The following is a 14,331-nucleotide window of genomic DNA, read 5'->3' on the forward strand; positions in this document are numbered from 1 at the left end:
AACCTCGATTTGAGGTTCTTTTGGTATGCATTACATTATGCGCGTTTTGCTCCAAGGTAACGTGGTGCCCAGTAAGAGTTATCCATGCTACTAATTGTTACTCCGTAAGAAGAAGAAGAGTGGATGAACTGACCGTTACCAATGTAAATGCCAGCGTGAGACGGGCCGGGTTTGTATGTTTCAAAGAACACAAGATCTCCAACAGAAGGAGAAGAAACTTTATCTGTTGCGTCCCAGATGCTAGCTACAGTTCGTGGAATTGAAGTTCCAGCTTTATTATACACGTATTGTAAGAAACCACTGCAGTCAAATCCTGATGGAGAAGTTCCTGCCCATACATACGGTACGCCCATGTATTGCTTCGCGATTGATACAACAGAAGAGTTAGATGTTGATGCACTCTTTACCTGTGAAGACGAAGATGATGAGCTAACGGAAGATCCGTTAAGAGCTGCAAATGTGTTTGATCCAGCAATTCCGTCTACGCTAAGACCGTTAGCACTTTGGAAATTACGAACAGCTTGGCGTGTAATGGAACCATAAATGCCGTCAACTGAATAGTTGTAATAGCCTTTTGACTTAAGTTGGCTTTGTAGGCTTGTAACACTTGATCCGCGGTCACCATAACGAAGTGTTCCGCTATATGTATTAGAAGAACTACTTGATTTGGAAGCTGCTGCTCCTTTTAATGCGCTTACTGTTTGTGGTCCAACAACGCCATCAACGCCAATTCCTGCGCTGCGTTGAAAGTCACGAACGCCTTCTTCAGTAATGTTGCCAAAATATCCTGTTGCTGTATGGTAGTCAAAATAACCTTTATCGTCAAGAACGTTTTGAAGTTCAGTTACGTCAGAGTTGCTCATGCCATTGTATAGGGTACGGTCGCCTAAAGCTGCTTCACTTACGTTTGGTGCTAGCAAAAGAGTACCTGCGAGTGTAGTAGTGATCACGACTTTCTTAAACATATTGTAATTCCCCCTGATTTATAAGTTTAAACCTTTTATTTTCTCTATCACGATTGCTAGTTTACATGATTGAGATAACAGGACGATGAATATAAGATTACAATCATGTAACAGAAATCCTGCCTAATTTACTAAATTATTCATTTTACGACATTTATATTAAAAAATATGGGGGATAATGGTTGACAAAATATGTGAAAAATACTATAAGCTTTTATTGGCAATAAGGGGGAAATGCTCTATCATTAACTTGAATGGGTTTAATGAAAATTTGTTGATATATTTAATAGATTGAAAAGAGGCGTTTATATGAAAACAGTTGCTATTGTAACAGATAGTACCGCTTATATACCTGAATCGATGTTAACCGAGTACGAAATAACAATGGTTCCACTTAGCGTGATATTTGATAACGAATCTTATTTAGAAGAAAAAGAAATTCAAGCAGATGATTTTTTTGAAAAGGTGAAGAAAGAAAATATTCTACCTAAAACTTCACAGCCTTCGATCGGAAGTTTTGTTGAAACGTATGAAACATTGGCGCTTACACATGATGAAATAATCACCATTACGTTATCGAGTGGAATTAGCGGAACGTACCAGTCCGCTAATTCAGCTGGCGATATGATTGAAGGGGCAGACGTATACGTTTTTGATTCTGAAATCAGCTGTATGATGCAAGGATTTTATGTTTTGGAAGCGGCCCGTATGGCTCAAGATGGATTTGGAAGTAAAGAGATCTTAAGTAGACTTCAAAAAATTAAAAGCCAGGGGACGAACGCCTATTTTCTTGTCGATGATCTTAGTCATTTGCATAGAGGCGGACGGTTAAATGCAGCGCAGCTCGTTGTGGGGAGTCTTCTCCAAATAAAGCCAGTGCTAACCTTTGAGGATAAACAAATCGTACCGTATGAAAAAATTAGAACGCGAAAAAAAGCGCTCAATAAAATCATGACACTATTTGATGAGGCGGCAAAAGGCGGCGACCTGATAAATGCGACATTAATTTATTCGACAAACAAGGATGAAGCAAAAAATCTAAAAGCTGAACTAGAAGAAAAGTATACGAATGTAAACATCATTTTAAGTTACTTTGGACCTGTTATAGCAACTCACCTTGGGGAAGGTGCGCTTGGCCTGGGCTGGTACCGCGTATGATCATGAAATTGAATATGGAAGCAAATCAATGAGATTTGCTTCCGATCTATTCAATAATAAGAGGATTGTCGTACCTGAATTTCTTTATCAGTCTTCTAAACTCCCTGAATTTCTTCCGATTAGCCACTATACTTCACTTCCTCAACTACCAATCAATCAACAGTTTAAACCGAATATGAAGGTCATTCATTTTCTTTCAGGAAGACATTTATTGCGAGATGAAATCCCCTTTTCCCTCCAAGAACTTCATGCCCACTATGTTAATGGCTATCTTCAATTAGAGCCTGGCATTCAAACACTTCATGGAAGAGAGATGTGTATGCGATGTGGGAATCACACATTTTCCTCATTTTCTTGTGCAAGGTGTCAAAGTGCGAGCTGCCAATATTGTCGAAATTGCATCATAATGGGGAAAGTTACCTTTTGTTCTCCCTTATATTCCGCACCGAGCCGCCAGTATGAAGTAATAGAAAACATAACGTTACAGTGGTTCGGAAAGCTATCGGAAGGGCAGCAAGAGGCATCTAATGCAGTTATTAGTGCTATTCAAAAAAATCATTCGGTTCTTATTTGGGCCGTATGTGGCAGTGGTAAAACAGAAGTGCTCTTTCATGGATTAGCATATGCCCTCTCTCATCATAAATCGGTATGCATAGCCACTCCTAGGACAGATGTTGTTTTAGAGTTAGCTCCACGTTTGCAAAAAGTCTTCCCAGGACTCACGATTTCTCCGCTCTATGCTGGACATTCAGACCCCAATTCTTCTTTTGTTATTTCAACCACTCACCAGCTCATTCGCTTTAAGGACTGTTTTGATGTCATGATTATTGATGAAGTAGATGCTTTTCCATATAGCGTCGATCCATCTCTCCACTTTCATGTAAACAAAGCACGAAAACAAAGTGGATCACTCATTTATCTAACAGCAACACCATCTGAAAACTTTTTAAATCAAGAAACACTAAATGTGGTGCGAATTCCTTCTCGGTATCACGGCTATCCATTACCAGTTCCTACTTTACAATGGAGCGGGAATTGGCGAAAGAAAATTGAAAAAGGGCAGATTCCTTATATTCTGATAGATTGGATTAAAAAACAAATGGATGCTCAAAAACCAGTATTGCTGTTTTTTCCTTCCATCAAAATCATCGAAAAAGTAAAATGCGTTTTTGACGAACAGCAACTTTTTTGTGAAGCGGTTCACTCAGAGGATCCAAACCGCGCTGAAAAGGTCGTTCAGTTTCGAAGGAGAGAAATTCCGATCTTACTATCTTCTACCATACTTGAACGCGGGATAACAATTGAGAATATTGCGGTAGCTGTATTAGGAGCGGAGGATGGTGTTTTTACGGAAAGTGCTCTTGTGCAAATTGCTGGAAGAGCCGGAAGAAGCGCTTCTTATCCAGAAGGAGATGTTACATTTTTTCATTACGGTAAAACAAATGCGATGATAGCGGCAATTCGGCATATTCGAAAAATGAATCAGGAAGCGGAGGAGAAAGGGTGGCTACACTAGACCGGTGCCCATTGTGTGGAGAGGATACAAGCAATCAACTTTCATGGCAGCTTTTGTTTGGAATGAAAAACAATCTTTCATGCTGTGAAATGTGTCGAAATCAACTTCTTCCCATTGTAGGGCCGCTTTGTTTAAAATGCGGGCGTTCACTTCAACAAATCGAATCTAGGTTTGTGGAAGGAAAACAATGTTTTGACTGTGTGAGATGGGGAGAGAGGGGATGGGATGAGGTCCTTACTCATAACAAATCATTTTTTGAGTACAATGATTTCTTGAAGAAGATTCTTGCGCTTTATAAATTTAGAGGAGATATTGAAGTAGGAAGAGTATTCTCAAGTTTAATTCATCGTGAGTTAAAAAGATCTTATTCGTTCATAGATCAAGTCATCCCAATGCCTGCAAGTCAGGTGAGGATGTATGAAAGAGGATTTAATCAGTGTGAGGTGTGGATCGAGGGCACGAGATTTGTCCAAGACTCTCCATTAATGAGAACGAAAAATGAAGAGAAGCAGAGTAAACGAACGAGAGAAAAGAGGATAAACCGTGAAGAAGAAATGTTCCAAATCGTAGAAGGGGCAGATGTAGTGGGGAAAAAGCTTCTTTTACTGGATGATATTTATACGACAGGAACGACGATCCATTATGCAGCATTTACGCTTAAAAATGCGGGGGCATCTAACGTTTATTCTCTTACTTTGAGCAGGGGATAAGGTTGTGTCGAGAACTTTTATAGAAAGCGCCTTCATTCGAGTTTAATCAACAAAAAAACCCCTTTGACAGGGTTTAGGCTCCCACGTATAGTAGATGTATGGCACTGCCATGAAGATTTTTGAAGGGAATGTTGAACAAGATGCAGGGAAAAGTAAAATGGTTTAACAATGAAAAAGGTTTTGGATTTATCGAAAGAGAAGATGGCGACGACGTGTTTGTACATTTCTCAGCAATCACTGGTGAAGGATTCAAGTCTCTTGAAGAAGGTCAGACAGTTGAATTCGAGATTGTTGAAGGCGCTCGTGGGCCACAAGCTGCTAATGTAGAAAAAGTATCTTAATTAAACAAACGCTTAAAGCCCTATCCAATTGGATAAGGGCTTTTTATTTTTTCCATTTACTATAGAAGAATGTGAGAAAAAAATGAAGTAATGAGTATTGTTGTTAAAAATTGTCGTATTTTAGGATGTTTTGTGAAAAAAACGTAAAAATAAATGAGTTTTTTTAAAGTTTATAGAGGGGAATGATAAGGGTATAACGAATAATAGAGGTATAGCATGGAAGGAGGAGTGCCACATGATGAATTTCAACATCCGTGGTGAAAACATTAAAGTTACACCTGCAATGAGAGAATACACTGAGAAGAAGGTAAGTAAACTTGAAAGGTATTTCGATACTCCACCTAATTCTGATGTTCATGTAAATATGAAGGTTTATAACGATCAGCAAATGATCGAAGTTACGATTCCAATGCCAAACCTTCTACTTCGCGCAGAAGAAGAGCATCAGGATATGTATGCAGCAATTGATTTGGTTGTTGAGAAACTTGAGCGTCAAATTCGCAAACATAAAACGAAAGTTAATCGCAAATTCCGTCAGGAAGGTAGCGTAAAATATATGTTCCGCGATGAACTTAACCCAACAACGACGAGTGTCGCTGAAGCTGACATGGATGAGGATGACGATCTGCAAGTTGTCAAAACGAAGCGCTTTACATTTAAACCAATGGACGTAGAAGAAGCCATTCTTCAAATGGACATGCTCGGTCATAGCTTCTTCGTCTTCTCAAACGCAGTGACAGGAAGCACTGGTGTTGTCTATCGCCGTAAAGATGGAAAATACGGCCTAATCGAACAAGACTAACGAATAAATATAAACCAGGGCAGGGGGGATAACCTCTGCCCTTTACTTATGTGAAAAAAATTTTTTCTTTTCTTCATTAATATAGTATTTCAGACTGTGAGCTTTTTTACTTTCTTGTGCCTCCCGCAACTAATTGTTAAAATAGCTACATAGTATATAAAATTCTAAGTATAGTTATATGATAGCACTCTACTGACAACAAAAGAGGAGCGTTTCTATGAAAGGTTTATTACGCAAGATTATACCAAACGGCAATGAACGTCAGATAACCCGCTTGCAAAAGATTGCAGATCAAGTGGAAGCTTTTGCAGATCAAATGAAGCAGTTATCAGACGATCAGCTTCGTAACAAAACGGAAGAATATAAAGAAAGAATTGAAAAAGGTGAAAAGCTCGATAAAATGTTACCAGAAGTGTATGCCACTGTACGCGAAGCATCAGATCGCGTTCTAGGTATGCGCCCGTTCCCTGTACAAATCATGGGGGCAGCCGCTCTTCATGAAGGAAACATTGCTGAAATGAAAACAGGTGAAGGTAAAACGCTAAGTGCGACAATGCCTGTCTATCTTAACGCGTTAACTGGTAAAGGCGTTCACGTTATTACAGTCAACGAATACCTTGCGAAGCGTGACGCTGAAGAGATGGGTGAACTTTACCATTTCCTTGGTTTAACAGTAGGATTAAACATTAGCGGTCTTTCAAAAGAAGAGAAAGCAGAAGCGTATGCTGCGGATATTACGTATGGAACAAATAATGAATTTGGATTTGACTATTTACGAGACAACATGGTCCTATACAAAGAAGAGATGGTACAGCGCCCTCTTCATTATTCCATTATCGATGAAGTTGACTCTGTCTTAATAGATGAAGCGAGAACACCGCTTATTATTTCTGGTAGTGCAGAGAAATCCACAACGCTATACATTCAAGCCAATCAATTTGTTAGAACGTTAAAAGAAGAAGATGACTATAATGTCGATATTAAAACAAAGAATGTCCAATTAACTGAAGATGGGATTACAAAAGCAGAGAAATTCTTCTCAATTGAAAACCTCTATGATTACAAGCATGTTCAATTGAATCATCACATTAACCAGGCGATGAAAGCGAACTTCATTATGCAGCTTGATATGGATTATGTTGTTCAAGATGAAGAAGTGGTGATCGTTGACTCCTTTACTGGTCGTTTGATGGCGGGCCGCCGCTATAGTGATGGACTTCACCAGGCGATTGAAGCGAAAGAAGGTTTAGTCATTCAGCGTGAAAGTATGACGCTTGCAACAATTACATTCCAAAACTACTTTAGAATGTATGAGAAGCTTTCTGGGATGACTGGTACTGCGAAAACAGAGGAAGAAGAATTCCGTAACATTTACAATATGAATGTTATTGCAATTCCGACAAATAAACCAATTGCTCGAATGGATTATCCAGATCTTGTATACAAATCAACGAATGGTAAATTCCAGGCACTTGCTAGAGAAATTGAGGAGCGCCATAAAAAGGGACAACCTATCTTAGTTGGTACAGTTGCAGTTGAAACTTCAGAGTTAATCTCACAATTCTTAAAGAAACGTGGGATTCCACATAACATCTTAAACGCAAAGAACCATGCGCGAGAAGCGGAAATTATTGAGTCTGCAGGCCAAAAAGGTTCTGTTACGATTGCAACGAACATGGCAGGGCGAGGAACAGACATCAAGCTTGGTGCTGGCGTATTAGATCTTGGTGGTCTTTTCATTCTAGGTACAGAACGTCATGAAAGTCGTAGAATTGATAACCAGCTGCGTGGACGTTCAGGTCGTCAAGGTGACCCTGGTGAATCACGGTTCTACATTTCAATGGAAGATGAACTGATGAGAAGATTCGGTTCAGATAATATGATGAACATGATGAACCGTCTCGGTATGGAAGAGGACCAGCCGATTGAATCGAAGCTCGTATCGAGAGCTGTCGAATCAGCTCAAAAACGCGTTGAAGGAAACAACTATGATGCACGTAAACAGCTTCTTCAATACGATGATGTCATGAGACAGCAGCGTGAGATTATTTATGCTCAGCGTGCTGAAGTACTTGAGTCAGATAATTTACGTGAGATTGTTGAAACAATGCTAACTTCTGTCATTACGCGAATTGTAGATGCTCACACTGGTGATGAAGACATTCAAGAAGAGTGGGATCACCAGGCTATTCTTGATCATGCAAAAGGAATTTTCCTTCAGGAAGGTCAAGTGACAGTGAAAGATATCAAAGGCCTTGATAAGGAAGAAATTGTAGAACTTCTCGTTGAGAAAATGAAAGTAAACTACGATGAGAAAGAAGCGGAATTTGAACCTGAACGCATGCGTGAATTCGAAAAAGTGATTCTTCTTCGCAGTGTGGATCGCAAATGGATGGATCACATTGATGCGATGGATCAACTGCGCCAGGGTATCCATCTAAGAGCTTACGGACAGAACGATCCCCTTCGTGAATACCAATTCGAAGGATACGAAATGTTCGAAGATATGGTTACTGAGATCGAAGAAGAAGTATCGACCTATATCATGAGAGCTCAAATTGAAAGCAATTTGAAGCGAGAAAAAGTAGCAGAAGGAAAAGCCGTAAATCCAAAAGAAGAAGCAAGTTCGAAGCCAAAACCTGTGAAGAAAAAACAGGACATTGGCCGAAACGACCCTTGCCCTTGTGGAAGTGGCAAGAAATATAAGAATTGTCACGGCAAAGCAGAATAATGCCGGGCAGGTGTTCAAAGCTGAACACCTGCCTATTCTATGTAAAATAACGAAAAACTTGAGGTGCAAACGATGGAAATGCATGAAATTAGAAGCGAACTAAATACAATTGAAACACGACTAAATGATTTTAGGGGGTCTCTTTGACCTCGAAAATAAGAGAGCCCGCATTGATGAACTAGATATTCAGATGACAGATCCAGACTTCTGGAATGACCAGAATGCTGCTCAAAAAGTGATCAACGAATCCAATTCGTTAAAAGAAGCAGTAAATGAATTCGATTCTCTTCAAGAAAATTATGAGAACCTTGAAGTTTCTTATGAATTAGTGAAGGAAGAGAACGATCAGGAGCTATTTGAAGATCTTGAAGTCGAAATTAAGGATCTAAAAAAAGCGGTGAATCAATTCGAATTAACGCTTCTGTTAAGTGAAGAACATGATAAGAATAACGCCATCCTTGAACTACACCCAGGTGCAGGCGGTACGGAATCTCAGGACTGGGCATCGATGCTTCTTCGTATGTACACACGTTATGGTGAGAAAAAAGGGTTTAAAGTGGAGACACTTGATTATCTTCCAGGCGATGAGGCAGGTGTGAAAAGCGTCACGCTAAACTTTAAAGGCCATAATGCTTACGGCTATTTGAAAGCTGAAAAAGGCGTTCATCGCCTTGTTCGTATTTCACCGTTTGACTCAAGTGGTCGACGTCACACATCATTTGTTTCATGTGAAGTGATGCCTGAATTTAACGATGAAATTGAAATTGATATTCGTACCGAAGATTTAAAAATTGATACGTATCGTGCAAGTGGAGCTGGCGGACAGCACATTAATACGACGGACTCTGCTGTTCGAATTACGCACCTTCCAACAAACGTAGTCGTCAGTTGTCAGGGAGAACGCTCACAAATAAAAAACCGCGAACAAGCGATGAAAATGTTGAAAGCAAAGCTATATCAACTAAAAATTGAAGAACAAGAAGCGGAGCTTGACGAAATTCGAGGCGAACAAAAAGAAATTGGTTGGGGTAGTCAAATTCGTTCATATGTTTTCCACCCCTATAGTATGGTGAAAGACCATCGTACAAATATGGAAGTCGGAAACACTCAATCTGTCATGGATGGGGATCTTGATCCGTTTATTGATGCGTTCTTGCGATCTCGTTTAAATGATTAAAATTAAGGAAAAGCCCTTCTGCCGAAAGAAGGGCTTTTCCTATTTTAACAGGAAGTACTTCCAATGATGATTTGAAGGAAATGGGGCAAAGTAAGAAAGAATAGAAGAGCACTTCAACCTGATAACGCGCTGCTACAATGCGGTTTACACCCTATAAACCCGGTGATATACTACGAAAGGCTTTGGCTTATGGATAAGCAGTGACGAAAATCATAGAAGTAAGTGAGTGAGTAGAGTTATGATAGCAACGTTAGCGAAGTTTACAGCGAGAAAGGTTTCACCTTATCATAAGATACTGGAATATGTAAGCGTTATGGTTGGATCCGCGATCGTAGCGATCGCCTTTAATCTTTTCCTTCTTCCTAACAGTATTGCTTCTGGTGGAGTGAGTGGGATCAGTACAATTACAAAAGGAGTTTTTGATTGGAAACCAGCTTATGTCCAGTGGGCATTTAACATCCCTTTGTTTATTAGCGGCTTGATTTTTCTTGGTAAAAAATATGGTCCAAAAACATTGGTGGGAACACTTTTCCTCCCTTTTGTCGTAAAGTTAACTGAAAATGTTGAACCCGCGACAACCGATCCCTTATTAGGTGCTCTGTTCGGTGGTTTAGGTGTCGGCATTGGTCTAGGAATCGTATTTAGAGGAAAAGCTTCAACAGGTGGCACGGATCTTGCTGCTCAGATTGTGAATAAGTATACAGGAGTCTCTCTTGGAACGTGTGTCTTTATGATTGATGGACTAATTGTTGTGGCATCGGCGTTTGTTTTTAGTCTTGAAGAAGCCCTTTATGCCCTGATCGCAATGTACTTAACAGGTAAAACGATTGATGTTGTTCAGCTGGGCCTTGGTTACTCAAAAATGGCCCTCATTATTTCAGATAAAGAAGAAGAGTTGCGAGAAGGAATTATTACTGTCATTGATCGAGGAGTAACGAGAATATCTGGTCAGGGTGGTTACACAAACGATAAACGACCAATCCTTATGGTGGTTGTAGCACAAAATGAAGTAACGAAACTAAAAGAACTTGTAAAAGGCGTGGATCCGTCTGCATTTGTGATTGTGTCGAATGCAACGGAAGTGTTAGGAGAAGGTTTTAAAAGAGAATAACCCGGTAATAGTATAGAAAATGATTGGAAAAGGGTGGAATTATGAAGAAATGGATCGGGATTTTATTTGCAGTTGTCTTACTTTTTAGCCTTGCAGCGTGTGGTGGAGGAAACAGTGAAAATGAAAGCAGTAATGACAGTACTTCAAACAACACCTCAGAAAATGAAAATGCAGAAGAGTCGTCAGGGGAATATGATGCAACAGCTGCAGAAGCTACCTATCAAACGAATTGCTTGAGTTGTCATGGTGAAAACCTTCAAGGGAAAGTAGGGCCAAAGCTTTCAGACATAGGTTCTCGGTTATCAAAAGATGAAATCCTAGCCGTGATACAGAATGGGAAAGGCCAAATGCCAGGAAACATTCTAAGAGGAGATACAGAACAAGAAGAAAATTTAGCTTCTTGGCTAGCGGATATGAAATAATGGTAAAAAGCACTCGAATAGAGTGCTTTTTTAATACGCTAAAATAATAACCTTTTTTACATCCAACCATCTATCTATAATCCTCCGAAATACAGAGTGAAATTGTGTAAGATTCTATTGATTATTAATGCATTATTGCAGAAGATGTCATATTTAGCGTTCTTGAAACAAAAATGTAATAAAAATTTGTCTTAAAATAGCGAATTTGTTTGTTATAATATCTTCAGATGTAAAGGAACTAATTCAAAAACGAACTATCAATAAGAACCTTACTCCTAAGAATTTGCATCGAGAATTTAAGCAAGTAGGAAGTGGTACAATTTGATCGAAATGAAAGATGTTTGGAAAACGTATAACAATGGCATTAAAGCGATTAACGGAATCGATATTAAGATTGATAAAGGCGAGTTTGTTTACATAGTTGGGCCAAGTGGCGCCGGTAAGTCAACCTTTATGAGAATGATGTATCGGGAAGAAAAGGCTACAAGTGGAACAATCGTTATTAATGGAAAAGACGTTGGCAAATTAAAGAATAAGCATGTCCCTAAGCTACGTCGCGAAATCGGCGTTGTTTTTCAAGATTTCAAGCTTTTACCAAGGCTAACGGTTTATGAGAACGTCGCTTTTGCTCTTGAAGTCATCGAAGAAAGCAAAGCAAGTACGCGCAAGAGAGTCATGGAAACGTTGAGTCTCGTTAATTTGAAAAACAAAGCAAGATTCCTTCCAGATGAACTTTCTGGAGGAGAACAGCAGAGGGTTTCAATAGCAAGAGCGATCGTCAATAACCCTCACATTCTGCTTACAGATGAACCAACCGGAAATCTGGATCCAGAAACAGCATGGGGTATTATGGATTTACTTGATCAAATCAACAATCGCGGTACAACTGTTATTATGGCAACCCATAATAAAGATATTGTGAATACATTCAGAAAACGTGTTATTGCAATTGATGGTGGTTTAGTAACCCGTGATGAAGCAAGAGGTGAGTACGGGTATGAAAATTAAAACGTTTGGTCGACACGGAAAAGAAGGTTTTAAGAACCTTGGACGAAATGGCTGGATGACTTTCGCTTCTATTTCTGCAGTGACCGTTACGCTCCTTCTCGTTGGGGTATGTCTCGCGCTGCTTCTAAATTTAAATGCATTTGGGGATCAACTTGAAAGCGATGTTGAAATCAGTGCGTTCATTGATTTAACTGCCAAGCAAGACCAGCAGAATGAATTAAAGGAAAACATTGAAAACATTTCGGGAGTTGAAACAGTAACCTTTCAATCCAAAGAAGAAGGATTGGATAATTTAATTGAGAACCTCGGAGATAATGGAGAAGTATTTGAGTCGCTAAAAGATGAAAATCCTCTTAGCGATGCGTTCTTAGTTAAAACCACGGATCCTCAGGACGTTAATGATGTGGCAAAACAAATTCAACAGTTAGATAATGTACAAGACGTTGAATTTGCTGAAGACACGGTTAATCGACTGTTTAAAGTACTTGAAATTGCACGAAATGTTGGACTAGCGCTTGTCGTTGGATTACTTTTCACAGCAATGTTCCTCATTTCAAACACAATTAAACTAACAATTGTTGCCAGAAGTCATGAAATCGAAATTATGAAACTAGTAGGAGCGACTAATTGGTTCATTCGCTGGCCGTTTCTAATAGAAGGTATTCTGATCGGAATCTTCGGTTCAATTATTCCAATAGGAATTCTAATCTATGGGTACTACTATTTAATAGAGTTAATAGCGAATCGTTTTCCGACTTTATTTATCGATTTACTACCTGTAACACCGTTTGTCTATCAGCTATCTGGGTTGTTAATTATTCTCGGTGTCATTATCGGCGTTTGGGGAAGTCTTACGTCAATGCGTAAATTCTTAAAAGTTTAAATGAAAAGAGTAACAGATAAATAGATTGATCTATTTTGGGGGAGGAACAAAGATTGAAGCAAAAAATAATGGCAACAGCTCTAACAATAACGCTAGGATTAAGTGGACTGTCAGCAGCAATTCCACAAACAGCTAGTGCAGAAAATCTCGATGATCAACTTAATAATGTTAAAGAAAAGCAGTCGTCAAATGAAAAAGAGTTGCAGAAAAAGGAATCTGAACTTGCTGATGTAAAAGCAGAACAAGAAGACGTTCAAGCGGAAATTGAGAAGCTTAACAAAGAAGTCGCTGAAACTGACGAGAAAATCTCAGCGAAAGAGCAAGAGATTAAAGATACAAATACTGAAATTGATCAATTAAAAGAGGAAATTAAAGCATTGGAGGAACGTATTGCTGAACGTGATAAACTTCTGAAAGACCGTGTTCGTTCCATGCAACAAAACGGTGGCGGAACGGTTGACTATATGGAAGTGCTTCTTGGAGCAACAGATTTCAGTGATTTAGTAGAGCGCGTTCTTGCTCTAAATACAATTGCAGATCAAGATAAGAAAATTCTTGAAGAGCATAAAGCAGATAAGGAAGCCGTTGAAGAAAAGAAAGCTCAAGTGGAAGATAAGTTAGCTTCTCTTGAAGAAAATAAAGCAGAGCTTGAGGAACTTAAAGCAGAGCTTGATTCTAAAAAAGCACAAAAAGATAAGTTAATGAAGTCGCTTGAAGAAGAAGAAGGCGAACTTCATAACCATATGATGGACTTAAATGAAACGGCTGAAATTCTTTCTGCCCAAGAAACAGCTGTGAAACAAGAAATCAAACGTGCTGAAGAAGCAGCTCGTAAAGCAGAAGAAGAGCGAAAAGCAGCGGCAGCTAAAGCGGCAAAAGAAAAGGCTGAAGCAGAAGCAGCGGCCGCGGCAAAAGCTAAAAAAGAAGCAGCTTCAAGCTCAAGTAGCTCAAGCAGTTCAAACTCAGCACCAGCGCCCGCACCAGAGCCGGCACCAGCACCAGCACCAGCACCATCAAGTAACGCATCATTCATTAAGCCTGCTGCAGGTCCAATTACATCTGGTCTAGGACAACGTTGGGGCACTTTCCATGCGGGAATTGATATTGCTCAAGGTGGCAGTAATCCTGTATCAGCGGCAGCTGATGGTACTGTGTTAAGATCTTATCACTCAGATTCATACGGTAATGTAGTGTTCATCACACATAGTATTAACGGACAAATGTATACGACCGTTTACGCTCATTTACAAAATCGCGCAGTATCCACTGGTCAAACGGTAAGTCAAGGCACTTATTTAGGTACAATGGGTAACTCCGGACATTCTACTGGACAACATTTACACTTTGAAATTCACAAAGGTTCATGGAATTCTAGTAAGTCAAATGCCGTTGACCCAATGAACTACATTCGATAAACTGATTATCATGTTTTATCCATTTTTCTTTCCCCTCTCAGTCTGAGATGGAAACATAATGAAAACAACTGAATCATATAGTACAATAAGAT

13 protein-coding genes are annotated in these 14,331 nt (G+C 39.4%); 12 read left to right on the plus strand and 1 reads right to left on the minus strand.

All coding sequences use genetic code 11. The features are described from left to right. Positions 1 to 35: 35 nt before the first annotated feature. Positions 36 to 965, minus strand: a complete 930-nt coding sequence (locus tag PQ578_RS02910) for a C40 family peptidase (protein ID WP_273832130.1) — start codon at positions 963 to 965, stop codon at positions 36 to 38. A gap of 309 nt (positions 966 to 1,274) precedes the next feature. Between PQ578_RS02910 and PQ578_RS02915 the strand changes: the two genes are divergently transcribed. The 12 genes from PQ578_RS02915 (at position 1,275) to PQ578_RS02970 (ending at position 14,239) form a co-directional block, all read left to right on the plus strand. Next, the gene (locus tag PQ578_RS02915; protein ID WP_273832131.1) at positions 1,275 to 2,123 is read left to right on the plus strand and encodes a DegV family protein; all 849 of its coding nucleotides are present in this window, start codon (positions 1,275 to 1,277) and stop codon (positions 2,121 to 2,123) included. Beyond that, the gene (locus tag PQ578_RS02920) at positions 2,098 to 3,639 is read left to right on the plus strand and encodes an ATP-dependent helicase ComFA (RefSeq protein ID WP_273832132.1); all 1,542 of its coding nucleotides are present in this window, start codon (positions 2,098 to 2,100) and stop codon (positions 3,637 to 3,639) included. The genes PQ578_RS02915 and PQ578_RS02920 overlap by 26 nt, the downstream gene beginning before the upstream one ends. Continuing rightward, positions 3,627 to 4,349, plus strand: a complete 723-nt coding sequence (locus PQ578_RS02925) for a ComFC family protein (protein WP_273832133.1) — start codon at positions 3,627 to 3,629, stop codon at positions 4,347 to 4,349. The genes PQ578_RS02920 and PQ578_RS02925 overlap by 13 nt, the downstream gene beginning before the upstream one ends. Positions 4,350 to 4,489: 140 nt before the next feature. Continuing rightward, positions 4,490 to 4,690: a cold-shock protein CspD gene (cspD, locus tag PQ578_RS02930; protein ID WP_098445063.1), complete on the plus strand. Its 201-nt coding sequence runs from the start codon at positions 4,490 to 4,492 to the stop codon at positions 4,688 to 4,690. 238 nt (positions 4,691 to 4,928) lie between these two features. Next, a complete protein-coding gene (gene hpf / locus PQ578_RS02935; RefSeq protein WP_159785058.1) occupies positions 4,929 to 5,492 on the plus strand; it encodes a ribosome hibernation-promoting factor, HPF/YfiA family in 564 nt (187 codons plus the stop codon). A gap of 217 nt (positions 5,493 to 5,709) precedes the next feature. Beyond that, positions 5,710 to 8,223, plus strand: a complete 2,514-nt coding sequence (secA, locus tag PQ578_RS02940) for a preprotein translocase subunit SecA (RefSeq protein ID WP_273832134.1) — start codon at positions 5,710 to 5,712, stop codon at positions 8,221 to 8,223. Between the two features lie 72 nt (positions 8,224 to 8,295). Continuing rightward, positions 8,296 to 9,400 (plus strand): peptide chain release factor 2 gene (prfB, locus tag PQ578_RS02945; RefSeq protein ID WP_273832136.1). Its coding sequence is split into 2 segments (ribosomal slippage): positions 8,296 to 8,367 and positions 8,369 to 9,400, totalling 1,104 coding nucleotides; the frame shifts between segments, so codons are not numbered across the junction. Positions 9,401 to 9,713: 313 nt separating this feature from the next. Next, a complete protein-coding gene (locus tag PQ578_RS02950; protein WP_420541528.1) occupies positions 9,714 to 10,511 on the plus strand; it encodes a YitT family protein in 798 nt (265 codons plus the stop codon). Positions 10,512 to 10,552: 41 nt separating this feature from the next. After that, the gene (locus PQ578_RS02955) at positions 10,553 to 10,933 is read left to right on the plus strand and encodes a c-type cytochrome (RefSeq protein ID WP_273832137.1); all 381 of its coding nucleotides are present in this window, start codon (positions 10,553 to 10,555) and stop codon (positions 10,931 to 10,933) included. A 321-nt stretch (positions 10,934 to 11,254) separates the two neighbouring features. Further along, on the plus strand, positions 11,255 to 11,941 hold the full coding sequence (gene ftsE / locus PQ578_RS02960; protein ID WP_159785046.1) for a cell division ATP-binding protein FtsE: 687 nt from the start codon (positions 11,255 to 11,257) through the stop codon (positions 11,939 to 11,941). After that, positions 11,931 to 12,824 carry a permease-like cell division protein FtsX gene (gene ftsX / locus PQ578_RS02965; RefSeq protein WP_273832138.1) on the plus strand — a complete coding sequence of 298 codons (894 nt, stop codon included), beginning with the start codon at positions 11,931 to 11,933 and terminating at the stop codon, positions 12,822 to 12,824. The genes ftsE and ftsX overlap by 11 nt, the downstream gene beginning before the upstream one ends. 53 nt (positions 12,825 to 12,877) lie before the next feature. Then, on the plus strand, positions 12,878 to 14,239 hold the full coding sequence (locus tag PQ578_RS02970; RefSeq protein WP_273832139.1) for a murein hydrolase activator EnvC family protein: 1,362 nt from the start codon (positions 12,878 to 12,880) through the stop codon (positions 14,237 to 14,239). The last annotated feature ends 92 nt before the right edge of the window (positions 14,240 to 14,331 follow it).

The sequence above is a fragment of the Guptibacillus sedimenti genome, assembly GCF_028610665.1.
Classification (GTDB): Bacteria; Bacillota; Bacilli; order Bacillales; family Guptibacillaceae; genus Guptibacillus; species Guptibacillus sedimenti.

Bases quoted from the DNA above. Each gene is read 5' to 3' on its own strand.
- ftsX (WP_273832138.1), top strand. From the start codon at position 11,931: ATGAAAATTAAAACGTTTGGTCGACACGGAAAAGAAGGTTTTAAGAAC.
- hpf (WP_159785058.1), top strand. From the start codon at position 4,929: ATGAATTTCAACATCCGTGGTGAAAACATTAAAGTTACACCTGCAATG.
- PQ578_RS02915 (WP_273832131.1), top strand. From the start codon at position 1,275: ATGAAAACAGTTGCTATTGTAACAGATAGTACCGCTTATATACCTGAA.
- PQ578_RS02910 (WP_273832130.1), bottom strand. From the start codon at position 965: ATGTTTAAGAAAGTCGTGATCACTACTACACTCGCAGGTACTCTTTTG.
- secA (WP_273832134.1), top strand. From the start codon at position 5,710: ATGAAAGGTTTATTACGCAAGATTATACCAAACGGCAATGAACGTCAG.
- PQ578_RS02950 (WP_420541528.1), top strand. From the start codon at position 9,714: ATGGTTGGATCCGCGATCGTAGCGATCGCCTTTAATCTTTTCCTTCTT.
- PQ578_RS02955 (WP_273832137.1), top strand. From the start codon at position 10,553: ATGAAGAAATGGATCGGGATTTTATTTGCAGTTGTCTTACTTTTTAGC.
- cspD (WP_098445063.1), top strand. From the start codon at position 4,490: ATGCAGGGAAAAGTAAAATGGTTTAACAATGAAAAAGGTTTTGGATTT.